Here is a 25,525-nt window from a genome sequence, read left to right on the forward strand (position 1 = left end):
CCCGTTTCAAGCCCTAACTCCGCATTAAGCCAACGCTTTTGACGTTTGATGCGCCGACAACACAATGGCTGCGGAACGCATGAGTGAATGCTCACAAGCATCTGTTAAACGCGCATGGTCGCTTTTGGTGGAAAAATGCGTAATTAGCCGATTTGTCACCAATTACGGCGCTAACAGCGTTCAGTTGCTAAACAATGCATATCGACGACAAAAGTGCACAAAAAAACGTCGAAACCAGGAAATCTCGCGATTTGCCACCTTATGGCGTACAGTTCATTCGTGATTGGGAATATCTCGTTTTTAACTATCGCATCTCTTTGTATTGAAACTCCGATCATGTCGGGCGGCAAATTCACTAATGACGCTTTAGCGCTGCATATTGATGAATTGCCAATCTGAGTGCTCGAAAGTTACAAATAGCAGCTTTCGCTCACATTTTCAAGATAGCATCAAAATTGCGATCTAACATGTTAGTGCTGAAACATTGACACGTATCTGGATGGTTGACCGCAACGGTGACGTGATCAGCGCCCAGAGTTCGGACCGGGTTAAGTGTTAGTCGGTTATTTTTGCGGAGGCCGTGCCAACAATCTGCTTACTGAGCAGGCAGAGAAGACTCGGACGCGATTTCGGGGCCAACCTTAAAAAGACTGAATCGAGTGCAGCCTACAAATTCGTGCCATGCGGGACAATTTCGCATTGTGAGTGAAGTATGGCCTCCTTTTCAGGCAGCAGTTTTAAGGAGGGAGCGCGGTTTGGAATCTTTGATTTTCTTCTGCAACCACTCTTCCGCAAATTTAGCGGTATCGACGTTATTTGCGGACAAGTGCGTACGATGCAGCACCCACCACGCTTCAACCTGCTCAGGCTCCAGTCTTCTTAAATAGCCGAACAAACCAATAAATGGTGCATCAGGCGTCAAAACTTTCAGAGGGATACCTTTGAGTGTCCACTCCAAGAAATCCAACGTGTCTTCGTCGAACACCCCGTTTTTACGTAAACGGAACCAGTCGTACACAATTTTCCGGGACCACACGAGACTTGGGAACAAAGCACTAAACCTGTGCGCCAGTGGATCTTGTAGGATTCCGCCACTGAACCTGCTATTCAAACCTTTAGCACGTGCAATCCAGTCGTAGATGCTGTCGTCCTGCAACGCCAAAGTGACATCCGCACCGGTGGGAGCGTAACCGGGAACGTAGCCTTGATGTTCTTTTTCTTCTGGAGCTGCATTTTTACCGGGAATAGTGCCTTCGTCTCTTTTATAGACAGCTTCTAGATTGCGATCTTCGTCAAAGACATACACGCATACTGGTCGAGGATCCTTGTAACGCTTCGCGGTGCCCGGGAATAGTGGCAGCATGCGCTCTCCTGTTCCTACGATATGAGCTTCTTCCAAGCCAATTATGCTTTCTTGCTTCCGCATCCCAGCCAGAAGACCATGCGTCCCTACAACAGGCAGCCTCTTGGGCTTCGCCCGACCTGCTGCTGTGCCAGGACCCTCCGGGGAGAGCTGCTCCTCTATAACGGCCTCTTCTAGCAGCGCCTGAGGCGAAGCCTGTTCTGCTGCGCCTGCCTCAGCCGCGACTGCTCTGCTGGAAGAAATTTCCGAATCCCTCTTTAGAGGGCAAGGGGTGCTAGAAGTACTTGTACTTCTTATCTTATTATGTAGGTCCCTATCGGGCTCAGGTTCTGCTTCCTCGAAATGAAGCGTTTCACTAGGTAGATCGCTACTCCCGGTGACGTCAGAAACGTTAAGAATTCGGGTCGACTTTTTCCTCTTGGCGTCAGACTCTGGATCGATTTCCCACTTGTGCGGCTTCTCCAGATGTTCAACCAACGTGCCCTTCTCAACGTCAACTTCCAGCCAGCAAAGACCCGCTGCGCGCAAAATACCGTTCAAGTCGACGAATTTGCTATCAAACTCTTTGGCGACACACAATGTGTTGCCTTTGCCGTCCGTAACCCAAATGCGCGTCAAAGTCTGCTCGTCGACACGCTTGTATGCAATTTCGATTCCGATGTGCGGAAACAACGTGCGCAGCTGCTCTTTGCATCCTTCCAACAATCCGTTGGGCGCTTCTTCAACATACAATCCCATTGCGCCGCCAAGATAAGAGCTTCCCCACATCGACGGTGACGCAATGCAGCGAAATGCCATCGTTAGCGCCAAGTAGCCCCAATAGGGTGTAAATTGACGCCCATACAGCGGAAGGTCTTTAAGTTGCACTTTGACCTTCTTTCCCGGAGTTCGTTTGTCGACGTTGGTTTTCAGCAATCGCATGGTGTCGACGCCGTCATTAACGAGCAAACGGCTAATCGAGCCTTCTGACTCTAAAAATGCCAACGCACGTTTAATTGCGGTTTCACCGCGTTCCGACATGCGCCCGAGCGCTTTGTTGTCCGCCCAGCACACATCGAGCACATTTGAGCAAAGAGAGCTGATTGTTGAAAATAGCTCGATAGCGGACCACTTGCGTTTGCGAGTGCGCTTAATCAAATAATTCCGCGTTCCTTGGCCTTTACGGTAGTACACCGGAGCATGCTTCGTTAGGAGGCGAATGCTCCTCTTGCTGAACTGTCGGTAGGTTTTGATCTCATCCAACTCCTTCAGCGTCTTGTCGCTGTTTTCAACTGCCGTGAGAATATCTTCCGGGTAGTCAGCGGCGATTACCCGGTCGAACTGTTTGCCCAATCTGTTCAACGGCCTCGTGGGGTTGCTGTAGCGTGAGTAACTGTGATTGTTCCCTACAGTATTAGGCGGAATTTTTTGACTAATGATGTTTACCATTTAAATTGGAGTGTGTTGGGATTTGCTTATTAGAATTTGCGAGGTGCCCAAGGGAGGAAGCAATGGACACCTCGCCACTACAATTTAATTCGAGGCCACTCTAAATTTCTCGAGAGCTTCTGAAACAAGCGCTTTATCAAAACGGACGGTGCGACCAATTTTGGTATAGGGCACGACCCTTCGTGCCATCCAATTGTCGATCGTCCTCACGGAAACACCATACTGGCGCGCGATCTGGGATTTCCCAAGCAAAGGTCGGAACTCTTCGCTTCTATAGTCATCAAGTTGATGGGTCGGTTTCTTCACGACACTAACTACTGGATTTTCTTGTAGTGGCAAGCATAAATTCACAAAATATTGCATTCTCATGAATTGTTGCGTAATGCTAAATCGCATGCGCACACGATTTTCAGCAGCCCTACAAGACGTTCTACAAAATTTAAATATGACTCAAAGCCATTTCGCTCGGGAGGTGGGCCTTAGTCATACCATGATTGGGAAGCTCATTAAAGGCGAGCCGGGAAAAATTGAGACCTACCGGAAGATTCTGGGATATTTTGACGAAGACCTGCGGGAGCTTAGAGAAACGCCGAATCGGAAGTATGGTGTCGCGCTATTGGATGCTTATTTCATGGACACACTGGACGCACTTCAGCTTCCAACCGAAGAGGAAGGATTATGGCGGGTTACCTCGAAGATTCGAACTATCTCGGAAGATACGATAGGCAATCTTTTTTGCAATTTCAGCCGAGAAGTCCTGCTTGCACTTGAAGTCATTGGTTCTGCTACCAATACAGAGCATGGCTTCAACTTGTTGATGACGATGGCAGAATCGCTCAATAATGGCAAAAGACCTCCCAAGGGGTTCTTTGCTCAGTTTATACGGAAGCCTAAGGAACGAGTCCGGCTAACCGGCAGCCTTTCTGCATGGAGTGCTAAACTTGATCTCTAACGCTTCTCCTGCACAAGGCGCTCAGGAGAGGGAAAGATACTGAAATATTCGTCTCCGAGGTCGAACTGAACCGCTGCCTGATAGTGGCGCTTCACCACTGCGGGAGAATTTCCCATTATCTCCGATACCGTTCCAATGTCCCGGGTTCTGGCCATCTCATAAGTCCCGAAACTGTGCCTCGTAGCGTCATGTGGCCATTCCACCAATTTGGCTTTCTGCTTGGCTCGATCAAGAAGCGTTCGCAGGTTCGATGGTGCAATCAAGCCTTGTGTATCCTTGTATGGTTCCAGCCACGCCTGGAGGTTGGAACTGAGTGGCACCAGTCGCTCCCTACCCCCCTTTGCAACAGTAGCTCTAATCCTAATATGCTTCGTATGGAAATTCACGTCCTTCCATGCAAGCCGCTTCAGCTCGGCATCTCGGAGACCGCCGAAAAACGCAATGCTAAGATAAGGAACAGCGGCCACGTCGGCGGCCTGCAAAATTTTACGCACGCTTTCCACGCTGAGAATTCCCGGTGGCTCTGCTTTTACATTTCTAGGATCGATTCGTGTGATAATGTTGCCTTGCGCCCACTGTTGATCGTGGGCAAAGGACCACAATACATTAAGGAGGCGTCTGTAATTGTTATACGTTACGGGCTCTACATTTAAAGATTCAAGCCACTCTTCAACTTCTGACTTTTCAATTTCAGCAATTTCCCTTCCAGCAAAACTGGTTTGAAATCGTGTCAGCCGATTTTGCAGATCCTCTTGATAGCGTTTGCTCACCTTTTTCTTCTGCTTTTTTATTAGTAGTGCATCTACGACATCCTCAATCATCCGCGAAGAATGCTTTGCACGCAGATGCTCAAGATAGAATCGAACTGCATCGCAAACAGTTTTCCCAAACGGTGCCAGCGAATTTTTGTGCTCCAGAAAACGTCTTTGCTCACTTTCCGAAACGGATGCTGCAACCTCAGCACCCAAATTCCCTGCTCCAATAGCCCACTTCTCTCCCAAAGCCTTCCCTTCTGCCTGAGTTCCGCAATATTTTTGCTCCAAGATTGCGCCATCTCTACGGATCACAGCGATTGCTTCATATCCAGGCTTTTTACAGCGTTGGACGGATATCGTCACACCACCGAATCGCTTTCTATAAATGGGTTTTCGAGAATGTTGACTACTTCGAGGCATCCGATTATGAATAGAAACGAAAGATAATGAAATCAAACGAAATAAGCGGATTTTAAGAGGATGCAAAGCTTTCTTCCCACTCAACTCAACAAACGCAACGGACTTAAAATCCGTTGATGAGCGATCATCGTGTGGGTTCGAGTCCCACCAGCGGTATTTGAGCTGGTTGAAAACCAGGATGATTTAACTTCTCTTCTTCGCGGAGAATTCGACGCACGCAAAACATGGCGCACCAAAAGAGACACACACGGACGGTTATATACGGACAAGTTTTGGCTTGCATCGCCCTTCTCTCCGCCTGCGATTCCCGCGACTCCAATGACCGACCTCGAAGCGGTTCAAAGCCCAAGGTCATTGCCGAGAACATTGATCAGGAAGAGGCGCTTGAAGCCCTTCGCCTCCAGCCCGTCACTGATCCCGTTGCGGAGAAGGTCGAAGCCTATCGCAAGAAATTGGCCGAACACTTCTACGCTCAGAAGTTCGATGAGTTGGAAAAGGAAGCTTCCGCCGCCCGCGCCAGCAAGGAAGTCTTTGGCAATGGCTCATGGAAAATCGCTCAGTTCTATCGGGCCTTCGAGCGAAAGAACCGGGACGCCCAGGGAATCTGGAACGTCACTGAGGACACGCTCAACGCCTGGCTCAAGGCATTTCCGAACTCTCTCACCGCCCGCATCGCCTATGCCGATTTCCTCACCGACTACGCCTGGCATGCACGCGGCACTGGGTATGCCGACACCGTGACCCCTGAGGGCTGGAGACTGATGGGGCAACGTCTCTCGAAAGCCGATGAGGTCCTTGCCGAAGCGCGCCAGCTGGCGGTGCCAGAGAAAGAAAAAGATCCTGTCCTACACCTTGTCGCTCTGCGTGTGGCACTTGGCAAAGGTCCCGATAAACCCGCCTGGGATAAAATTGTCGTTGAGGGCCGAGCGGCGGAGCCCACCTTCTGGGACTACGATGTCGCCCGTGCTTATTCACTGCTGCCTCGCTGGTATGGGGAGCCAGGGGAGTGGGAAGCCTTTGCTTCCGAAGCCGCTGAGCGCCCGGATGGTCCCGGCGTCGAGGTCTATGCCCGCATCGTGATGCACATGCTGGACTTCCATAAAAACGTGTTTAAAAACTCCAAAGCCTCCTGGCCCAAGACCAAGGAAGGGCTCGACATCCTGCTCAAAAAATACCCCGATTCCTTGGAACTCCTCAGTTACGCCGCGATGCTGGCCACCAATGCCTACGACAATGCCTCTGCCAAAGTCTACTTTGGTGAACTCGGCGACCGCTATCTGGAAAAAAGCACCGTCTGGCCCTCCAAGGAAAGTTTCGTGCACTACCGTAAATGGGCCCGCACCGGTAAGTGGTAGGGCTGGATCCGATCTTCCATCTGCCCTGTGGATGCCGTTCAGTGACTAAGCCCAGAGTTCTCGAACCTTGGGTCAGCCGACCCCCCCAACCCACCACGCCAACGGAGTTCGTCATCGAGCCCCGCGTTTCCCTCCACACTCCAAACACCCCTCTGCCGAAGCCAGAGGCTTCACAGCCCGTAGCCGGTGGTTAGCTCGCCCCGAGCGACACCACCGGAACCCCGTCCCCCCCGACCCCGCATCCCGACAGGGATGCCACCGCAGCCACCAACACTTAAACCCCCCTCTATCACCCCTGCCGGGGTGAAATTTTTTCTTTGTCTCACATCGGGTGGTGTCGCTACGCTCAACCACATCAACTTCACGCCAACAGCGGGTTCCAAACTTTTTGAAATCCCCAGCCCTGAAAGTCCTTCACGTTCGACGTGGCAAAATGTGTCACACCGCTCTGGCGCAGCGTGAGCGCAAGCCGCGCATCGAAAACCCGGCGACGGGCAAAGTCCCTGGCTCCGGCCAGCTTCCATACTTGATCCATCACATTGGCATTCTCGATTCTCATCACGTTTGGGATGTCCCAATAAGCGGTCACCAAATCTCGCGCCGACTTGGCACTGAGCGGTTGCGACATCAGCGCCGGGTTTCGAAGCAAGACATACAGTTCGACGAGAACATAATCTGTGAGCACAACACGCTTGGCCGGATCGCCGAAATGTTGCTGCAGAAATTCAACGGCGGAGCTGTGCCATGAAGAGGCGGGATTCAGGGAATACAACAACAGATTGGTATCGATGCTAATCATGCTTCACTCACTTTCTCTGAGCTCATCGCTTTCGGCCAGTGCCTTGAAATCGATTTGATCAAAGTCTGGCCGAAATTGCCCCTCCTTCAACATCGGCAGTTGCCACGCCTTGCTGGCTGGCCTGACAGGATACGCCAGCGCCATGTGTTCAATGCCACGACGCACCACCTCCGCCAACGACCACTCCCGCTGCTCAGCAATTGCTTTCGCAGTATGATAGAGCTCATCCGGAAGCTGCACTTGCGTTTTGATCATGATGGCATTTTACCCTCTGTGGCGTTTTAGTCAATATTCATATGCTTTGGGCGAATACCCATTGATAGCCTTCTCAGCTCACCAACCTCTGGTCCAAAGCCCATTGTTGGCTAAAACTAAATCGCTTCAAATCCCCATCCCACCCACCAACCTTTTGGGATTGTCATCGTGAACAACTTTCCCTAGTCTGAACAGGAAACCTCCGGCGTTTCCGCCCATCGACGCACCCTCCTCTATCTCCCATGTCACGCCACTTATCCAACTCCCAGGCACGAAGCCTCGGCGGCGCACTCCTGCTGCTGATCCTCCTCCATCTCGCCCCCAACATCCACGCCCAAACCGCCACTTGGAACGGCCTTGGCCCAACCGACAACTGGTCCGAATCCACCAACTGGACCGGCACCCCGCCCACAGCATCCAGCAGCCTCGCCTACACCTTTGGCGGCACCACCCGCCTCACCCCTTTCAACGACCTCGCCAGCCTCACCGCCAATGGCATCACCTTCAGCGCCGGTGCCGGAGCCTTCACCCTCAGCGGCACCGCCATCACCCTTGCCGGCAACATCACCAACAGCAGCAGCAACCTGCAAACCATCGACCTCAACCTCGCTTTCTCCGACGCCACCCAGCGCACCGTCAACAGCGGCAGCACCACCGCCAACCTCACCATCAGCGGCGACATCAGCGGCACCGGAGGCATCATCAAAACCGGCGCAGGCACCCTCACCCTGTCCGGCAACAACACCTTCGACGGCAACCTCAACATCAACGCCGGCATCCTCAGAGCCACCAGCAACACCGCCTTCGGCAGCACCATCGGCACCACCACCGTCGCCAATGGCACCCGTATCGACCTCGACACCACCGCGGGCGACCTCACCATCACCGGAGAAACCCTTTCCCTCACCGGCAATGGCGGCGACAACAACGGTGCCCTGCGCGCCAGCGGCGGCAACACCGCCACCTGGACCGGAGCCGTCAGCATCTCCTCCGGCAACGGCGCCAACCGCCTCGGTGCCATCGGCAACAACTCCACCCTCAACATCAGCGGCACCATCACCGGCACCGGCGACCTCGCCATCCGCACCGACGGCAACAGCGGCAAAGTCATCCTCTCCGGCACCAACAACTCCTGGGGCAACACCTACGCCGTGGTCGGCACCGTCCAGCTCTCCGGCGGCAACAACCGCCTCCCCGCCACCACCGTCCTCGAAATCGGCAACGGCACCAACGTCGCCTTCGCCGCCGTCGACCTCAACGGCACCAGCCAGACCCTCGGCGGCCTGCGCACCGCCGGCACCACCATGGGCCAGACCCTCACCAACACCGACCTCGTCAACCTCTCCACCCTCACCCTCAACAACAACACCGACTACACCTTCGGCTCCAACGCCGCCAGCGGCACCGGCCTCATCAACGGCAACCTCGAATTCATCAAAACCGGCACCGGCACCTTCACCATGCAGGGCACCAGCAGCAACACCTACACCGGCCAGACCCTCATCAACGGCGGCACCCTCGTCCTCAACAAAGCCACCGCCGGCACCCTCGCCATCAACGGACCCATCACCATCGGCGACGGCACCGGACAAGACATCCTCCGCCTCGGCCAAAGCCAGCAAATCGCCGACACCTCCCTCATCACCCTCAACGGCACCGGCCCCAACGCTGGCATCTTCCAGCTCAACAGCTTCGCCGAAACCATCGGCGGACTCGACGGCACCGGCATCATCGAAAACAACAACGTCGGCACCGGCACGCTCACCCTCCGCTTCACCGTCCCAGCCGTCCCCGACATCACCCAAACCTACGCCGGCATCCTGCGCGATGGCGACGGCATCGGCGACGACGGCACCCTCGCCCTCACCCTCGCCAAAACCGGCGCTGGCAGCGGCCTCGGCACCCTCGTCCTCACCAACACCAACACCTACTCCGGCCAAACCAACGTCGGTGCCAACACCGTTCTGCGCATCACCAACGCCGACGCCCTCGGCACCGGCGGCACCACCGCCAACGGCACCATCGTCGCCGACACCGGACGCGTCGAACTCACCGGCGGCATCACCGTCGCCAGCGAAACCATCACCATCAATGGCTCAGGCGGCAACCCCAGCAGCATGGGAGCCCTCCGTTCCATCGGCGGCGGCAACCAGATCAACACCTGGGCTGGCAACATCATCCTCGGCTCCGGCAACGGCGGCGGCACCAACGGCACCCGCGTCGGCGCCACCAACAGCACCACCCTCCTCCTCCTCGGCCAGATCTCCGACCTCGGCAACAACTTCGACCTCGGCATCCGCAGCGAAGGCCTCAGCGGCATTGTCGCCATCGGCGGCAGCGCCACCAACACCTGGCGCAACACCTTCATCGTCGTCGGCACCACCCGCCTCGAAGACAACCACGACCGCCTCCCCACCAACACCATCGTCACCCTCGGCAACAGCTCCAATGCCGCTGCCACCGAGCTCAACCTCAACGGCTACCATCAAACCATCGCAGGCCTCTCCGACGCCGGCACCGGCACCAGCATGAGCAACGTCGTCACCAACCGCGACACCACCACCGCCTCCACCCTCACCCTCAACAACAGCACCGACCAAACCTACGGGGCCACCTCCAACAACAGCCTCATCACCGGCAACCTCGCCCTCATCAAAACCGGCACCGCCCGCCAAACCCTCGGCAGCGCCAACACCTACACCGGTGCCACCACCGTCAACAACGGCATCCTCGAAGTCGGCACCGGCGGCACCGCCAGCGCCCGCGACAACGGTCGAACCGGCAACAACCTCGCCACCAACCTCCTCACCGTCATCGACAGCGGCCTGCTCATCGGCACCGGCACCATCGCCGGCACCGCCACCACCACCCACCTCGTCGGACCCGGCGGCACCATCGCCCCCGGCGACTACCTCAGCTCCGCCAGCGCCGACCCCACCAGCATCGGCACCCTCGACATCAACGGCAACCTCAACGCCATCGGCGGAGCCATCAACCTTCAAATTGGCGGCACCCTCATCACCGACAACACCCTCGCCGCCCTCACCCCCGGCACTCTTGACTACCAAAACCACATCACCGCCAACATTACCACTTGGGAAAACTCCACCAACGGCACCACCCGCGGCGAACACGATCTCCTCAACATCTCCGGTCAGCTCAGCCTCAGCGGAGACTCCCTCGTCACCGTCTCCCTCTTCGGCGACGGCTACTCCCCCCAAGCCGGCGACATCTTCGACGTCCTCGACTGGACCAACACCCTCGGCGGCAGCGGCTTCAACGTCGGCACCAACCTCCGCAGCGGCGGCACCGGCGGCGGCGACCTCCTCCTCGCCAACCTCAACGGCGGCCTGCTTTGGGACGTCTCCCAATTCAGCACCCACGGCATTCTCATCGTCGTCGTCGTCCCCGAACCCACCCGCGCCCTGCTGCTCACCCTCTCCCTAAGCGCCCTGCTTTCCCGCCGCCGTCGTTGATTCTGGTTTCCAACTGATCAACCAAAAACGCAAGCCCTCACGGCTTCCGCGGAACTTTCACGTTCCGATTCGCCCCAACCTTCAAGCCATCTTCCACAGGGACCGCGAAGTTTCACTTCGCTTCAGTCAACCACCCCTCCCCCAACGGACCACTCCACCAGCCAAGCCTCAGGCTCCGAGTCCCTAATTTTACTTGCCCTACATCGAGAAACCAAGGTATCAATAGAAGCTTGCCCCCACGCGCTTCATCGATCCCCACTTGAGAATGCCCGGCAACACGTTCTCCTCCCCCAATTTTGCCTTCCTGGGCCAGCAGAACGCCCATCTTCTTCGACTCGCCTCTCAAGCCGAAGCCTTCTGCTTCAAGGAACCCGATCTCGAACTCAGCGGCCTCGCCAGCCGCGAAAACACCACGGCCTTCCACCTCGTGCGAAAGTCGGCGAACGCCGCCGTCCGCAGCGGTGAAGCTACCCAAAGCCAGGCCCTCCAATCCCTCAAGCTCACCCGCGCCATCGCCATTTGGTTCCATCGGCTCAAACATCCCACCTTCCAACCGGGCCCCTTCACCGCGCCCCTAACCCCCGTCGACGCCAGAGAAGCCCTCACCGCCCTCACCAAATCCGGCATTCGATGAACTGGCGGCGATCATTGGCCTCGATTAAAGGATGCGAGTAGCGACGCCGAACATCAAAGTGATGGCGCACTACACTAGCGGGAGCCAACGTTGATCGCGGGGTTATCGTTGACATTACGCGGAAGCATAGAGAACAGAGGGGCTAGTAGGTGTTGCCTTGCACGGGTTGTTCGGAGTCTTCGATTTCGGTGTCTCCTTCGGGTTCAGTCCAGCATCTCCAGACCGCCTCTAGTTCTTCGTCGCCACGGTCAGCATAGCGAGTCCGTATCAGGTCGAGGAAGCTGACGATAGCTCGATGCTGCTCCTGGGTGTAGCGTCGAGGAACATCCCACCCCCCACCACTGAGGAGAAGCTCTATCACAGCGTCGGTGTAAGCCGACTTGGGTTGCCGGATGCCAAGCCTCATCCACCCTGGGAGAAAATAATGTCGAGCCTCGGGCGTAAAGAAGGTCATGTCCCACGAGGGAATCGCATCCTGTCTGTTGACAACTCATCTGGATCTCTCTCCGCGAAGTCATCCCGAATCTCAAGGCATTCTCCACACGTGCAATTCGTAATGGATTCCTTCGCTGGTCTAGGGACGTTTGCGAAGGCTGCGTTGATCAAGGTGATGACTTGTTCTTCATCCATTTTCTTCCGAACGTCAAGGTATGGCGCGGCGCTAGCCCTCGCCACCACTGCCTTGTTCGTCCCTGTTGGAGATTGAGTAGACTGTTGTGATGATATCTCGATTTCTCGGATTCCGATATTCTTTTTCTAGGGTCATCCCTGCTTTTTCGGCTGTCCTCCTCGATTGATGGTGATCCTTAGCCATGTAGCTGTAGAGTTTCTCGAGTTTTAGTTTCTCAAATCCATATTGGATCATCGCACGCGCTGCCTCTGGCGCAAAACCCCGGCCCCAACATTCTTTTCGGATTCTGAATCCGACTTCTAATTCTTCTTCGCCGTCGATTATCTGGAGCGTGATTCCACAGTCTCCCACATAGCTGCCAGTCTCTTTCTCGATCACCGAAAACAGACCATATCCTGAGTCTTTGAATGTTCGGATGTTCTTGGAAACTATCTTCGCAACCTCATCTCTCGTGTAAGGCTTTGCGTAAAAGGACATTGTCTCAGAGTCGCCCACGATGCTGAATTCGTCGTCGATATCCTCCCAAGAGAAAGGGCGCAGAATTAGTCTCTCGGTTTCGATTTTCATTCTTTTGACGAACGTAGAGCACACACACCACTAGTAGCGGCGGCGCGTGTCACTCACGAGGTTGGGGTTGTAGTTACGGAAAATCATCTCAACAGAACGGCTACTAGTGGTCGCTTGGCGCGGCTTGTTCTCTCCTCTTTTTCAGGGGGAAGCGCTTCAAATCCGCAACTTGACCTCCGTCATAGGAAGAAAGGGTAAGCTCGTCAATTGTGCCGCTGATCTCATGCCCTTTGCGGTTCCATTCGGTAGCTAGCTCGTAAAGCTCTTCACGATCCTTGCTCGTGGCAACTCCGATGTGGGGCACATAAGGAATGTCCAATCTCAGCTTGGGACGCATGAAATCGCCATAAAGCCGATCGTGTAAAAGGCTTATTCCCGAAAATCCTTCATCAGGCACAAGGAAAATGTAGTAGTCATCGCATCCGTCATCGTCATACACCAAAGCGTAACGGCAGGTGAAATCCACGGCTGCACTGTCTTCGGCGACGGCTTGAATGTGACGCTCCAAGTCGTTTTGAGAGATTCCTTCCGACGAGCCCGGAAAGATCATCGTCCAATGTGCATCAACTACGTCCACATATTTCTTGTCGTGTTCACGCCGGAAGCTGCTGATCAGTTTGGTGTCGGCTTCAGAAAGCCGGGGATATGCGAGGCAGAGTAGCATCTTGGAATTTCTTCCGAACGTCTAGCTCATCCACGGCGGGAAGGGAAGCCCGAATTCAAACTGGAGCGTTGCCCGCCGTTGAATCGAGCGTCTTGTTCTCTGTCTTGTGAGATGTATCAAGGATGACTTCGCCATCCGGAATTGCTCGATATGGAAGATCATTCTCACGGTAGTAATCCACGACAGTCTCCATGCTTTCTGATTCAAAGTGGTCACATCGGTAGTGAGGCACAATATAGTAATCAATGATACCAAGTCCTTCCCATATTGTGGGGTGCTCATATCCGTTGGATTGAGATTCCGGTTCATCAGCCAGATGAATGCCTCTCAGTGAAGGGGAAAGAACACAAATACCAGCGCTGTAGCCGCCGTAGAGGAAGTCCTCGTCGTCAACCTTACCATGGAGCAATCGGTCGAGTCCGCTGAGATGCATCGCCTTACGTAGCAAGAAGGTGTTCCCCCCGACCACCCACAACATACCAGCTGCATCGAGCTTCTCAGATAGGATGTCTTGGGAAGTGAAATAGTCCCGGAGATCCAAGGTCTCTGCAGGAATTCCGAGGTCAGCCAGCAGGCCAATCTCTCGCTCCATTTTGAGCCTGAGATGCTCGGAATTATTCGAGGAATCAAGCGCGTTAGAAACCAACAGAGCCGTCTTCCCTCGGGCGAGCTCCGCGAGCTTGTGGCCTTGATCGCCGATAAGAAAAGATGAGAGGTAGAGATGCATTTTTCAGAGAACGATAGAGTGGTGGCACCGGCGGTGGGAAGCTCGAATTCAAATTGGGACCTTATCGCCGGTTGCCACGCACGTCTCGCCTTGTTGGGTTTCGAGGGGTGGCATCATTATCCGAAAAACCTACGACACTGTCTGGAAATATCGTCCAAGGCTCCGGCTTCAGTAAAAACTGGCACTTGAACGTCCCAGCCTTCAAATCCGCCTGTATCTCGAACACGAACTCTAATCGTCACTTGCCCTGTTCGTGAAGAGAAAACCTCCAAGCGGAGGTCACCTTCAATGGACTCCCAACATCGCTCATCAGTCCATCCAGTCCAATCCTTAGCGCAAGACTCGAAAAGATCTGCAACGCCCGAAGAGTCCGTGTAGGCCCAAATCCCCTTGGTGACTTGAGGTCCGTCGCCCTCAACGGTCACGCGAAAATAATCGCCATCAATGTCGTGGAATCGCAGATGCCTTCTGCCGACGCTGGATTTGATGACTGCTTCCAAGGGTTCTTTTATTGGCGAACGTTAAATGTGGTGCCACGGCGCGGGAGCCGCGCTCCTACGAAGGGAGGGAAGCATGAAGCGTCCCCACGACTCCGTGACGAAGCGGTTAGCGCCGTTGCTCACCCACGTCTTGTTAGCCTCTTTCATTATCTGCCGGAGGGGGTGGGCCCATCTTGATGATTGCCTCAAATATCGATTGAACCTTGCCGTGGAGGAAACGCCGTCTCTTGAACTCGTTGAAATCGACTTCCACCCAAGAACTCTTCGGCGGATTGCGAGCGATGGCCTTAAAGAGATCCGCTGGACCATCAAAGCCTGGACCGGATCTATCCTTATCGAGCTTGGGCGGTTCCTTCGTCTCGTAGTGCTTGCACACAATCGTCCTCTCAAACGGAAGATGAAACTCCTGCTTCGACTTTGGGGGGACGACGGGACAGCTATCGGGGGACATGATGAACGAGTAGGAATACTTCGGGATGCCATGGTGAATCCGAACCTCATGAATATGGAGGGGAACGTCTTTCGTCTTGTTGATCAGCGTCAAGATGACGGTCGGCGGCAACTGTCCTACATGTGCTTGGATGATGAATGGAGTGCGAACCTGCATAAAACCCCAAACCGCCTTCAAGGGTGAAGACAATGAAGACAACCACGAAATTGAAGGTGTGGGCAGCATTGCGGGATTTTTTCTGGCTAACGTCTCGGATCAGGCGACGGAGAGCGCCAGACGTTGCTGACACGACAGATAGCCTTCAAGCCGTTGCCTGCATCCGTTTTGTTCGCCTTTGTGTGGTGGTGATGAGTGGTCATGGCTTCAGTCCAAGCAGCTTGAGTGATGCCGCGATGTGTTCCGAATCAGGGTGGCCCGCAAGACCTGCCCGCAGAAGGTCTCGTCCTGCATCCTGTAATGGAGAATCGGCGGTCAGTAGTCGGTTCGGGTCACGATACACAGCAAACCAGGGATCACCCTGCTCAGTCACGAAGCGAAAAAGGTCGTCAATACACCGTTCAAACATGTGCCCGCTCTTGGCGTTGAAGCTGTGATGATAGTGGCCCTCTCTCGTGCGGGTGGGATCACTCATCGGGCCGTTCAGTGCGACCGCCGCATGAGTGTCATTGAGCACTCGAATGGCGAAGTGAACTCTGAAGGCGACCCTGAAGTTGATTGGGCCTCCGTAACTGCTGCCGCGACGATGGAGATGAATGACATCGACCGTGTGCTCATGCCTGCGAGTCCACAACATCTTCTTCGACCTCGCATATCCCAACGTGGCTACTCGGGCCGAAAACTCGCGACAGGCGGCCTCCTGTCTGTCTCGGACAATCTTGGTGGTATCCGGTCCGGCGAGCATGGCGCGTGGTGTTGGGCGAACGTCGAGGTGTGGAACCGGCTACCGGGAGCGCCACTCCGCAACAGGGTTGAGGGTTGTAGTAAAGAGGGTCATTTCGACTCGGGGCGGGTAGCCGGTTGTCCACCACCGTCTTGTTCGCCTTTGGGTTGCTCCTCGTAGAGCCGCCGAAGCTTCAAGAACAGATCAAGTGCCTCCCGATCAGATGAGGTGTTCTCCTCAATGAAGGTTGTCCATCCATATCCGCCATATGGAAACTTATGGCCGTAATACTCTGTGACGAACTCGTGGAATCGTGGTGGGATAATCTGATCCAGTTGGGCTCGTGCCTCCTCGCCGAGCATCTCGCTGCGAGCACACTGATAGCCCGAGAGGAATGCGACAAAACTGTGAAAATGGTTGTCGCTATCGCCCCAATACATCGCAGGGCGTTTGAAGATGCTCTCCAAAACGTTGCCATCTTGCTTGTGATCGGTGTCGGTCATGGAGCGGATTTTTGAGGCGAACGTCTAGGCCATACGCGGCGGGGTGGAAAGCCTGAATTCAAACTGGAGCGCTTCCCGCCGTCGTATGAGCCGGCTTGTTCTGTCATTGTTTGGTGAGACGTCGTTGAAGGTCGGTAATCTCGGCGATCCAGGCATCCAGCAGCTCAGTCTCCTCCCAACTGCTTCGCAACCATGAGCTGTTCATCACGCGGTTAAGAGCTCGTGCTGCATCACGCCGTAGAAATGGAGAAATTGAGATCCAAGGCAATCCCTTCAGTTCATCATGCGGAACTTCAGGTGGGATGCCACAGAGATACGAGACCACCTCTCCAGCTGCAATCGCGCCTTCAGGATCGGAGTCTGCACTATCGCACGGATCGGAAAGCGTCGCGGTAATGAATCTCTCGGAAGGTGCATCACGAAAGCCATCGAGCCAGTCCATGGCTTGATCATTCTCGAAGGATCTTGTGCCCCAGGCTCCCATATTTTTGACAGAACTACGAGATAGTCTGCGTTTCTGCAGGAATATCAACAACTCTATAGTCTGCGTTTCTGCAGACTAATCCCGGATTTCCAATAGGGGGGATGCAGGGTTTCGCTCCTATTGCGGTGTTAGTCTGCAAAAACGCGGAAATATCCCGGAATATGAGGGTTTACCTGCATGAAGGAATCGCTCAACCAAACCCTCTAAGAAAAGGCCGGATCGGTTCACACTCCTTAGAGATCATCACCGGCGCGCTCCCAACATCTCCCAAAAGCGCCGCCCCGGTCCTCCGAAAAACTCTCCGACATCCCGCCGGGGCTGCCCCGGCATCATTTCCGGCTCCCAAAAATACCGCCGGGGCTCCCCCGGCACCTCATCGCTCTCCGCCACCGCATGCCGGGGCTCCCCCGGCATCCCTCCACACTCCGCCAACACCCGCCGGGGCCACCCCGGCACTCCTTCGCGCTCTCCGCTGAACTGCCGGGGCCGCCCCGCCAACTCCCCCGACTCCCAAAAACCCTGCCGGGGCTGCCCCGGCACCCTTTCCCGCTCCCCAAAATACTGCCGGAACCGTCCCGCCAATTCATTTGCATTCTTTTCCACCTAATGCTTAAACAAAAAATGACGCTGGAACATTCCTTCCACCGCCACCTAACAACCCCCGAAACCCTCCTCAATACCGCCCACTTTGTCTGGTGATGCGGCCATGCGTGGAAAGGCCCAGGGGGCACCCACAAAAAAATACCATGGCCTCCAACGAAATTCCCGATTCCTACAACGACCTCGTCTCCCTCGCCGAAGATGCCGCCGACGGTGCCCAAACTCACGGCGTTGCCATCGGTCTCTCCCAAAACACCGAAGCGAAAATCCGCACCGACCTCATCACCCTCATCGGCGACCCCACCGCCGTCCCGCCCGTTCCCGGCAAACAAGGCATCTTTACCGCCGCCAAATCCGCGAAACCCGCCAAAACCCTCCTCAAAAACCAGGCTGAACGCAACGCCCGCGCCTTCGCCACTACTGCTGTCAACATCCTCAAACCCCACCTCGGCACCCAATGGAACAGCCAGTGGCAGGCCGCCGGATTCGTCAGCGGCTCCCTAGCCATTCCCGACAACCCGCTGCCCCTCCTCGGCCAATTGCGCGACTACTTCACCGCCCATCCCGCCCAGGAAAACGCCCCGCTCAACATCACCGCCGCCCTCGCCCAAGCCCAAATCACCGCCCTCTCCAACGCCCGCAGCGCCGCCAACGACAGCAACACCGCCATGGGCATCGCCAAAGCTGAACGCGACTCCGCCCAAAGAGCCTTGTATAAACGCATGAGCGGCCTCCTTGCCGAACTCTCCCAACTCCTCACCCCCGACGATCCGCTCTGGTATGCCTTCGGTTTCGACCGCCCCGCCGACGGACAACAACCCGGCCCCATCGACGACCTCGTCCTCACTCCCGGCAGCGCCGGCATGGTTTACGCCGACTGGGAAGACGCCCGCCGCGCCGCCCGCTACCGCGTTTTCAAACAAATCTCCGGCACCGATCCCGCCCCCGTGCAGGTCGCCAACGCCGTGATTGAAAGCGAATACACCCTCACCGCCCTCCCCAGCGGCGCAACCGTGCAGATCACCATCGTCGCCGTCAACGATGCCGGTGAAGGCGTGCTGCCTGCGACGGCTACCATGGTGGTGCCCTGACGGAACCGAAGGTGGCCTTGGATTCGCCTCACCCAGTGAAGCCAACCGGTGTTTTCTCCCTGCATAAAGGTTGAAAGCACCGGTTTCTTCCGCTGAGAAGAGCCAAAACGCACAACGTCACTGCTTCGGCTGGACCTTTTTCTGCCGATTCGCCCCCGCCTCCCGCCCATCGGGTTTCGACTCATCATACCCGGGATTCTTCGCGGGCATTAGCCCACCCACTTCTTTTATCCACTCATCAAGCTTCGCTTTCAACTCCTTCACCCGATCCGGTTGCGCCCCCGCCAGGTCATTCGTCTCACTCAAATCATCCTTCAAATTAAACAGCTCCATCCGACCATCCTCCAACCACTCGATCAATTTCCAGTCCCCCAATCGCACCGCCGAAGCGGGCGCACTTCCTTGATTCCCATAATGCGGATAATGCCAGAAGAGCGGACGGGAGGTTAATGATTCGCCTTTGAAGAGCGGCACCAGACTGACGCCGTCCAGCACCGGGTTCGTATCCAATGTGGCGCCAGAAGCCTCCATCAAAGTCGCGAAAAAATCGGGGCTCGACACCGGCGTGTCATTCACCTCACCCGCTTTGATCACGCCCGGCCAGCGAATCAACAACGGCTCACGAATGCCGCCCTCATACATCCAACCCTTGCCACCACGAAGCGGCACATTGGACGTTGGCGAACCTTCGCTGGTCGAAAGACCTCCATTGTCCGAGGTGAAAATCACCAGCGTGTTGTCGCTCAAACCGAGCTCATCCAATTTGTCCAAGACCTTGCCCACCGCCTGATCCATGGCCTCCACCATGCCGGCATAAATCGCATGTTCTTGAACCAACCGCACCTCCCTCGGGCCTTCTTTGCCCCACTCGGCCTGCAACCCCATCTGTTCTTTTTTCTTCTTATACTTCTCCACCAAATCCTCCCTCGCGATCAAGGGAGTGTGCACGGAGTAGAACGAAAAATAAGCAAAGAACGGTTGTCCCTTCTTCTTGCTGGCTTCGATGAACTGGTTGGTTTCCTCCGCCAGCCGATCCGGCAGATGCTCGCCGTCGGGACCGTCCTCAAGCCGGGGATTGCCATACGGCGAGAAATATTTCTTTCCGCCATATGGGCCGCCCTTGTCGATCCCCCCCTTGTTTACATCAAACCCCTGATCCTCCGGCCAGAAACCCTCTGGTCCAAGGTGCCACTTGCCCGCAAACATCGTCGCATAACCTTTCGACTTCAGCATGTCCGCAAGTGTCACTTCATTCAGGGCAAGCCGGTCGCGGTAAGGAGCCGGAAGCAGTTTGGTGTTGCGTTTCCACTGATCTGGAGCCGGTGCACCAATGTAGTCAGTGATGCCTGTTCGTTGGGGATATTTTCCCGTTATGATGCTTGCCCGCGTCGGTGAACAAACCGGACAGGCCGCATAGGCATCGGTGAATTTCATGCCCTGTTTTGCCAGCCTGTCCAGATTCGGAGTTTCATAAAAAGTGCTGCCATACACCGCAAGATCACGCTGACCCAGATCATCCACCAAAAAGAACACGATGTTCGGCGGAGCCGCAGCCATCAGCGATGGTGCGAAAAGCAAAAGGGAAAAAAGGAAGCGGATCATAATGGGCAAGAGGCGATGAGAAACGACGCCCGCCGGGCAACCTTTCAGAGACTATCCCCCTCATGGCTGCGGTTTGTTCTCACTGATGATCTTGTCGCGCTCATACACCCGTTGATTGTAAATGGTGCCATCGGCGTTCCATTCGATATTCCGACCATGGCGTTCGCCGCCCTTGAACTCGGTCTCTGATTTCGGCGTGCCATCAGGATACCACTCTCGCACGTTGCCATGAAACAACCCATCTTTCATCGGGAACTCCGCCGTCACCGTGCCCTTCTTGTCAGTCTGCTTTGCCAGTCCGGTGAATCCTTTGCCCGTCTCAGGATCTTTGAAGAATGCCAGCGCACCCCGGCTCTCATAATCGAGCTGGTCATAGGCCGCCTCTTTTGGCTTGCCACAGGAAACCAAGGCGAACCCCATCATTGAAAGCAAAAAGAACAGATACGTGTGACGCATAAGTCCATCCTTGCACAGAGTGGGATCATCTGGCAACCGCGAGCCGCGCATTCTCTGGCGGTGTCTCCCGCAATCCCCCAGCCGCAAAAAGCCCGCAATCCTGAGCCGCCTGGGTGATCCAGTCACGCAGACGCGATTCCGCAGAACCCGACATCCAAGGTCTTCTCAAAGCCACTCTCGTCAATCGTTGCTGGGATTCGTGATACTCCGTTACTGTCGTCAACCACCAACGCTGACCGCCCACCGTCACCTGCAAATCCCAAAAACTGTCGTCGCCCGTCGAAGTGATCTCCAAACCCCAGGGTTCAGCCAGATGAACCAGTCGCGCCAACAGTTCCTCACGTCCCCTTCCGTCGGCACTCCACCACACCATCTGCAAATCCCGATCCGTGCGCGGCCCCGGTTGCCGCAGCCGCCAGGGCATCGCTGGCCATGCAAGCTTGCCCTTCGGCCACGCCGACAGCTTCACCATGGTCTTCAGTCGCGCCCAATCCCGCGCCACCGGCTGGGCGAGACACAGGAACCACAACAAGCCTTGCTGCCATCGGGTTGGACGCTTCAACACATCATCAAAGCGGCTCGCCCGACGCTGCGCCGCAATCAGTCCCAGAGCCAGAAAGACACCGCAAAAAATCGGCGACCCCAACACCCCGGCCCCCACAACCAGCGCCAGCCAAGGCAGTCCACGCCACCACGACCAGAAACCCGTGTCCCAACCCGCATAAACACACTGAAAAGGGGCCGAACCATACTCACCGAAATGAATGCGCTGCTGATCCAGCCGACCCAATTCACCTGCTCCATCGCCATAGATTGCCCCACGCCAACGCGCTCCGCCAAACCATGCAAAACGCTCTGCAAAACGCTTGATCAACATCGCCTCCGCCCGCCCGTAGCCACTTTGCTGATGCAAATAAGCACTGACCGTAAAACGTCGGTGATGCCATACCACGGCAGCCGGCACAAAGCGCATCCTCCCCCCCGCTTCCTGCAAGCGCCAGCACACATCCACGTCATCTCCTGCCGTCATGAACTCCTCGCGAAATCCCCCAATCGCTTCCAGCGCCGGCTTGCGAATCGCCAGATTGCATCCCGGCAAATGTTCCGCCTCCACATCATTCACCAACACATGCGAAGGTGCTCCAGGCGCCGCAGCAACACACGCCTCCGTCACGGTGCGCGGTGGCGGCGACAGGTTGGGGCCACCTGCGCCGATCCATTGCTGATCTTCAAAGGCCAGGCTCAGATGCCACACCCAGTCTTCATCGGGAAAACAATCGTCATCCGTATAAGCGATCACATCCCCCGTCGCCATCTTCATGCCCAGGTTGCGAGCGGCACTCAGTCCCGCATGCTCCTGTCGATGATACCCAAACTCCGCAAATTGCCGCGCGATGTTCGGCACGTCATCGGTGGAGCCATCGTCAATGATAAGCACCTCATGTGGGGCATGGCGCTGACGCCGCAATGCCTCCAAACATTCCCTCAAAGTGTTCGCCCCATTGCGGGTGCATACCACCACCGAGATCCGGCTTTTGCCAAGTGCCACTTCCACGGGAGCCACCACACATCCGAGCTTCTCCCGCCGCTGCCGTGTCACCAACCCAAACTCCCAACCCGTGACCTCCTCGCCGCCGCGATGCCATTCATCCGTGAACGAAAACCAAAACCTTCCCGCTACCCCCGCACGCCAAACCTCTTCCTCCAACCACTGCCGCGCCTCCGCCTGAAATGCCTCTCCGTGATGTTTGGTATCAATGCCAAACTCCGTGATCACCAGAGGTCGACCCGCCGCAATGTTCTGCAAATGCTGTAAATAGCCCGCCAGCTTGCCTCGTTCTTCCAGGAACACATTAAACGCCACAAAATCCGCATTGCGCGGCATCAGATACTCCGTCGATGGATAACTCGCATACGACACCGGCTTCAGCGGTGCCTCGCTTTGCACGATTGCCACCAGACCCTCCAGGAAATCCCTCACCCGATCCGGCCCCATCCATCGCACCAACGTTTTCTCAATCTCATTTCCCACAATGAAGCCCATCACCGCCGGCTCATTAGCAAACCGTCGTGCCACCTCGCGCACCCGCTCCCGCGCCTCACGCGCCACCTGCATCTCCCTCTCCGCAAAAAAGTCCACATGCTGGGTCCATGCGATCCCCACCAACACCCCCAAGCCTTCACGACGACACGCTTCCAGCAATGCCTCATTCGGCAGCTCATACACCCGCACCACATCAAACCCCAGACTGCGCACATGCCGCATGTCTGCCGCGATCTGCCCGACCTCCGGCCATGGCCCATCCAGCCCCGGTGCAAAAGGTCCGTAGGTCACCCCATTCAACACCTTCTTCTGCCCATCATCATCACAGAACATCTTCCCTCTCACGCGCCAAACGGGAACCGCCGGGGGTGGAGAGGGGGAGATGCGTGAACTCATGCTGGAAGCATTTTAGACGCAAGCCCCCCCAATTGCATTCGCAAAAATGTTCACGGATTCCCACGCCACAACTCATCTGCCTCGTGCCATGCCTGTAACAGCTGCTTTTGAGGCAGCTGTCATCTAGCATTGGCGCGACCAAACAGATGGGGGCCTAAGCCAGCTTGTAGCAGTCGGCCCACTCACCTCGTGGTGGCGCGCCTGACAGCAAGGCGTTGGCGGCATCGTTACCGACAAAGCGCTTCGTTGTCGGGTCGAACGTCAAATCCACGTTCAAGTATTCGGCGATCATCCCCAGGTTCAACACCTGCGTCAACTCGCCCGCTATGCTGAAGGGAGACTCGGTGCTGCCGTTGCCCATGCAGGCTTGCACAAAGCTTTCGAAATGGTCGAGCTTCGGCTTGTGAAGCGCCATGGCCTCCTTGAACTCCACCATCTTCGTGCGCGGATAAACCAGTGAATGGCTGTCATGCGAGGCACGTTGGACCAGGTAGTCACCCTGCTTGCGATGCAGCAAGGTGCCATTTTTGCTGGGCTTGGGGACGACGATTTTACCATCCTTGTCAGCATCGCCGAATTTCTCGGCAATCTCGATTTGAAAATCCCCTGCTTTCCAGTGCAACTCCACGGCAGGGAGTTTTTCGCCGCGTTCAGCAAACTCGAAACGAATGTCGGAACTCAGCGGGAAGCTCACCTGATTGTGATCGGCAAGCGCCACCGGTGTGATGCGGGTGGGCAGACCGAGCTTGAGATGATGATGGGCGAAATCAATGATGTGCGCCCCCCAATCGCCAAACATGCCTCCGCCGTAGACATGGAATCCACGCCAGTTGAACGGATGATACATTTTGCTATACGGCTTCATCTCGCAAGGACCACACCACAAATCCCAGCTCTTCAACGATTCTGGCATCGGCTCCTCTTTCGGAAACCCGGGAATGCGTTCCGCCGCATTCATGAACCACAGCGAGGGCGACTTCCATGCTTCAATCTTCACGATGTCGTCGACAACGCCCGCCGCGAGCATCTGCTTGAACTGGTCCGCTCCTGCCGAAGTGTGCCCCTGGTTGCCCATCTGGGTGACCACCTTGAACTTCTTCTCCGCACGCATGAGGATCTCCGCCTCTTCAAAGGTGTGCGTCAGCGGTTTTTCCACATACACATGCTTGCCCAAAGCCATGGCATGAATCGCGGCGGTGAAGTGCGTGTGATCGGGCGTCACGACGCTGACGGCATCAATATCTTTGCCCATCTCATCCAGCATCACCCGGAAATCGTTGTAGCGTTTCACATCAGGAAACGCCTGCAGGTTTTTCTCAACGCCTTTGGCAGTCACAAAATCCACGTCGCAAAACGCGATGGGCGCAGCCGAACCTGCGGCAGACAAACCGGGAATGACGCTGCCAGCCCGGCCACCGACACCGATGCAGCCCAAGTTGATCCGCCGACTGGGTGGAAGCTGGGGATTGTCCGCTGCGCGTGCGCTGGTGAGATAAGCAGGCAAAAACGTGAAGCCGAATCCTGCGGACACCGATTGTTTAACGAAGCGGCGGCGGGATGGATTTTTTTGAGAGGTGTCGGATGATTTCATGATGGGAAGGCAGCGGGCAACTGATGATGGCCGTTTCATGAAACGATGCAAAAGCCCCTCCGCTTTCGCGGATATTCACCATGCCCCTTTTAAATCGTCCATTGACGTCCACGCTTCCGACTGGCACATCCATTGACAATTCCTCCCATGAAACTCGTCTCCTGGAACGTCAACGGTGTCCGCGCTTGTCTGGACAAGGGTCTGCGCGAATACCTTCATAGCACCAACGCCGATGTCGTCTGCCTCCAAGAAGTGAAAGCCGAGCAACATCAGGCCGACCTCACCTGGCTTGAAGGCTACCAAGTTCTGTGGAATCCAGCGGTCAAAAAAGGCTACAGCGGCACCGCCGTCCTCACCCGCAACAACTTCGCCGCCCACGCGCTTGGCATGGGTTTGGTCGAACACGACAACGAAGGTCGTGTCATCTCAGTGGAGTTTCCCGATTTCCATCTCGTCAACGTCTACACCCCCAACGCCCAAAACGAACTTGCACGACTGCCCTACCGTTTGAAGTGGGACGAAGCCTTTCGTCTTTATGTCAAACGGCTCGAAACCACCAAACCCGTGCTTGCCTGCGGCGATTTCAACGTGGCCCACAAGGAAATCGACATCGCCCGGCCCAAGGAAAACCGCTTCAGTCCCGGCTTCAGCGACGAGGAGCGCGCCAGTTTCACCACCCTGCTCGACAGCGGCTTCATCGACACCTTCCGGCACTTCGACCAGCGTCCACAACAATACTCCTGGTGGAGCTACCGCGCCGGTGCGCGTGGCAAAAACGTCGGCTGGCGCATCGACTACTGGCTCGCCTCCGAAGCCCTCAAACCACGCCTCAAAGCCGCCCGTATCCGTCAGGAAATTCACGGCTCCGACCACTGTCCGGTCGAGTTGGAAATCGCATAGA

Annotated in this window: 25 protein-coding genes; 6 read left to right on the top strand and 19 right to left on the bottom strand. The window is 55.9% G+C overall.

The genetic code is table 11. The annotated features are described in order from the left end of the window. Positions 1 to 724: 724 nt before the first annotated feature. On the bottom strand, positions 725 to 2,791 hold the full coding sequence (locus tag FEM03_RS06140; protein WP_138085311.1) for a hypothetical protein: 2,067 nt from the start codon (positions 2,789 to 2,791) through the stop codon (positions 725 to 727). Positions 2,792 to 2,875: 84 nt separating this feature from the next. Then, on the bottom strand, positions 2,876 to 3,187 hold the full coding sequence (locus FEM03_RS25890) for a helix-turn-helix domain-containing protein (RefSeq protein WP_138085312.1): 312 nt from the start codon (positions 3,185 to 3,187) through the stop codon (positions 2,876 to 2,878). Here FEM03_RS25890 and FEM03_RS06150 point away from each other — a divergent pair. Continuing rightward, positions 3,186 to 3,743: a helix-turn-helix domain-containing protein gene (locus FEM03_RS06150; protein ID WP_138085313.1), complete on the top strand. Its 558-nt coding sequence runs from the start codon at positions 3,186 to 3,188 to the stop codon at positions 3,741 to 3,743. The two genes, FEM03_RS25890 and FEM03_RS06150, sit on opposite strands and share 2 nt — an antisense overlap. On the opposite strand, the gene FEM03_RS06155 is transcribed toward FEM03_RS06150, so the two are convergent. Continuing rightward, positions 3,740 to 5,002: a tyrosine-type recombinase/integrase gene (locus tag FEM03_RS06155; RefSeq protein ID WP_138085314.1), complete on the bottom strand. Its 1,263-nt coding sequence runs from the start codon at positions 5,000 to 5,002 to the stop codon at positions 3,740 to 3,742. The two genes, FEM03_RS06150 and FEM03_RS06155, sit on opposite strands and share 4 nt — an antisense overlap. A 188-nt stretch (positions 5,003 to 5,190) precedes the next feature. On the opposite strand from FEM03_RS06155, the gene FEM03_RS06160 reads away from it, so the two are divergent. Beyond that, positions 5,191 to 6,273: a DUF4034 domain-containing protein gene (locus FEM03_RS06160; protein WP_166442665.1), complete on the top strand. Its 1,083-nt coding sequence runs from the start codon at positions 5,191 to 5,193 to the stop codon at positions 6,271 to 6,273. A gap of 361 nt (positions 6,274 to 6,634) precedes the next feature. Here FEM03_RS06160 and FEM03_RS24705 read toward each other — a convergent pair whose 3' ends face one another. Further along, a complete protein-coding gene (locus FEM03_RS24705) occupies positions 6,635 to 7,072 on the bottom strand; it encodes a PIN domain-containing protein (protein ID WP_206170894.1) in 438 nt (145 codons plus the stop codon). Positions 7,073 to 7,075: 3 nt separating this feature from the next. Continuing rightward, complete coding sequence (locus tag FEM03_RS06170; RefSeq protein ID WP_138085316.1) at positions 7,076 to 7,327, bottom strand: antitoxin; 252 nt, start codon at positions 7,325 to 7,327, stop codon at positions 7,076 to 7,078. Positions 7,328 to 7,569: 242 nt separating this feature from the next. Here FEM03_RS06170 and FEM03_RS06175 point away from each other — a divergent pair, with 242 nt between their 5' ends. Further along, positions 7,570 to 10,803, top strand: a complete 3,234-nt coding sequence (locus tag FEM03_RS06175) for a beta strand repeat-containing protein (RefSeq protein ID WP_138085317.1) — start codon at positions 7,570 to 7,572, stop codon at positions 10,801 to 10,803. 265 nt (positions 10,804 to 11,068) lie between these two features. Next, on the top strand, positions 11,069 to 11,437 hold the full coding sequence (locus FEM03_RS06180; protein ID WP_138085318.1) for a hypothetical protein: 369 nt from the start codon (positions 11,069 to 11,071) through the stop codon (positions 11,435 to 11,437). A gap of 142 nt (positions 11,438 to 11,579) precedes the next feature. On the opposite strand, the gene FEM03_RS06185 is transcribed toward FEM03_RS06180, so the two are convergent. The 10 genes from FEM03_RS06185 to FEM03_RS06225 all read right to left on the bottom strand — a co-directional run bounded on the left by FEM03_RS06185 (position 11,580) and on the right by FEM03_RS06225 (position 17,426). Continuing rightward, positions 11,580 to 11,891, bottom strand: a complete 312-nt coding sequence (locus tag FEM03_RS06185) for a DUF6714 family protein (protein WP_138085319.1) — start codon at positions 11,889 to 11,891, stop codon at positions 11,580 to 11,582. 207 nt (positions 11,892 to 12,098) lie between these two features. Further along, positions 12,099 to 12,635 (bottom strand): GNAT family N-acetyltransferase, encoded by a 537-nt coding sequence (locus FEM03_RS06190; RefSeq protein WP_138085320.1) that lies wholly within the window; start codon positions 12,633 to 12,635, stop codon positions 12,099 to 12,101. 103 nt (positions 12,636 to 12,738) lie between these two features. After that, the gene (locus FEM03_RS06195) at positions 12,739 to 13,299 is read right to left on the bottom strand and encodes a 2'-5' RNA ligase family protein (RefSeq protein ID WP_138085321.1); all 561 of its coding nucleotides are present in this window, start codon (positions 13,297 to 13,299) and stop codon (positions 12,739 to 12,741) included. 55 nt (positions 13,300 to 13,354) lie between these two features. Beyond that, entirely contained in the window at positions 13,355 to 14,026 is a 672-nt protein-coding gene (locus tag FEM03_RS06200; RefSeq protein WP_138085322.1) for a Type 1 glutamine amidotransferase-like domain-containing protein, read from the bottom strand. Between the two features lie 116 nt (positions 14,027 to 14,142). Continuing rightward, positions 14,143 to 14,526, bottom strand: a complete 384-nt coding sequence (locus FEM03_RS25895; protein ID WP_425501941.1) for a DUF6228 family protein — start codon at positions 14,524 to 14,526, stop codon at positions 14,143 to 14,145. A gap of 133 nt (positions 14,527 to 14,659) precedes the next feature. Further along, the gene (locus FEM03_RS06205; RefSeq protein ID WP_138085323.1) at positions 14,660 to 15,154 is read right to left on the bottom strand and encodes a hypothetical protein; all 495 of its coding nucleotides are present in this window, start codon (positions 15,152 to 15,154) and stop codon (positions 14,660 to 14,662) included. A gap of 178 nt (positions 15,155 to 15,332) precedes the next feature. Next, positions 15,333 to 15,878 carry a hypothetical protein gene (locus tag FEM03_RS06210; protein ID WP_138085324.1) on the bottom strand — a complete coding sequence of 182 codons (546 nt, stop codon included), beginning with the start codon at positions 15,876 to 15,878 and terminating at the stop codon, positions 15,333 to 15,335. Positions 15,879 to 15,967: 89 nt separating this feature from the next. Beyond that, a complete protein-coding gene (locus FEM03_RS06215) occupies positions 15,968 to 16,360 on the bottom strand; it encodes a hypothetical protein (protein WP_138085325.1) in 393 nt (130 codons plus the stop codon). A gap of 103 nt (positions 16,361 to 16,463) precedes the next feature. Beyond that, complete coding sequence (locus FEM03_RS06220) at positions 16,464 to 16,844, bottom strand: DUF4259 domain-containing protein (RefSeq protein WP_138085326.1); 381 nt, start codon at positions 16,842 to 16,844, stop codon at positions 16,464 to 16,466. Between the two features lie 243 nt (positions 16,845 to 17,087). Next, entirely contained in the window at positions 17,088 to 17,426 is a 339-nt protein-coding gene (locus FEM03_RS06225) for a hypothetical protein (protein ID WP_206170895.1), read from the bottom strand. Positions 17,427 to 17,590: 164 nt separating this feature from the next. On the opposite strand from FEM03_RS06225, the gene FEM03_RS06230 reads away from it, so the two are divergent. After that, positions 17,591 to 18,535 (top strand): fibronectin type III domain-containing protein, encoded by a 945-nt coding sequence (locus FEM03_RS06230; RefSeq protein WP_138085328.1) that lies wholly within the window; start codon positions 17,591 to 17,593, stop codon positions 18,533 to 18,535. Positions 18,536 to 18,652: 117 nt separating this feature from the next. On the opposite strand, the gene FEM03_RS06235 is transcribed toward FEM03_RS06230, so the two are convergent. From FEM03_RS06235 to FEM03_RS06250, 4 genes are all read right to left on the bottom strand, one after another. Next, positions 18,653 to 20,092, bottom strand: coding sequence for a sulfatase (locus tag FEM03_RS06235; RefSeq protein ID WP_425501945.1), 1,440 nt, complete (start codon positions 20,090 to 20,092; stop codon positions 18,653 to 18,655). A 105-nt stretch (positions 20,093 to 20,197) separates the two neighbouring features. Continuing rightward, positions 20,198 to 20,560 carry a toxin-antitoxin system YwqK family antitoxin gene (locus FEM03_RS06240; RefSeq protein ID WP_138085330.1) on the bottom strand — a complete coding sequence of 121 codons (363 nt, stop codon included), beginning with the start codon at positions 20,558 to 20,560 and terminating at the stop codon, positions 20,198 to 20,200. 58 nt (positions 20,561 to 20,618) lie between these two features. Beyond that, positions 20,619 to 23,033, bottom strand: coding sequence for a glycosyltransferase (locus tag FEM03_RS06245; protein WP_138085331.1), 2,415 nt, complete (start codon positions 23,031 to 23,033; stop codon positions 20,619 to 20,621). Between the two features lie 154 nt (positions 23,034 to 23,187). After that, positions 23,188 to 24,624, bottom strand: a complete 1,437-nt coding sequence (locus tag FEM03_RS06250; protein WP_166442668.1) for a Gfo/Idh/MocA family protein — start codon at positions 24,622 to 24,624, stop codon at positions 23,188 to 23,190. A 147-nt stretch (positions 24,625 to 24,771) separates the two neighbouring features. Here FEM03_RS06250 and FEM03_RS06255 point away from each other — a divergent pair, with 147 nt between their 5' ends. After that, positions 24,772 to 25,524: an exodeoxyribonuclease III gene (locus FEM03_RS06255; RefSeq protein WP_138085333.1), complete on the top strand. Its 753-nt coding sequence runs from the start codon at positions 24,772 to 24,774 to the stop codon at positions 25,522 to 25,524. The last annotated feature ends 1 nt before the right edge of the window (position 25,525 follow it).

Source organism: Phragmitibacter flavus (assembly GCF_005780165.1).
GTDB classification, from domain to species: domain Bacteria; phylum Verrucomicrobiota; class Verrucomicrobiia; order Verrucomicrobiales; family Verrucomicrobiaceae; genus Phragmitibacter; species Phragmitibacter flavus.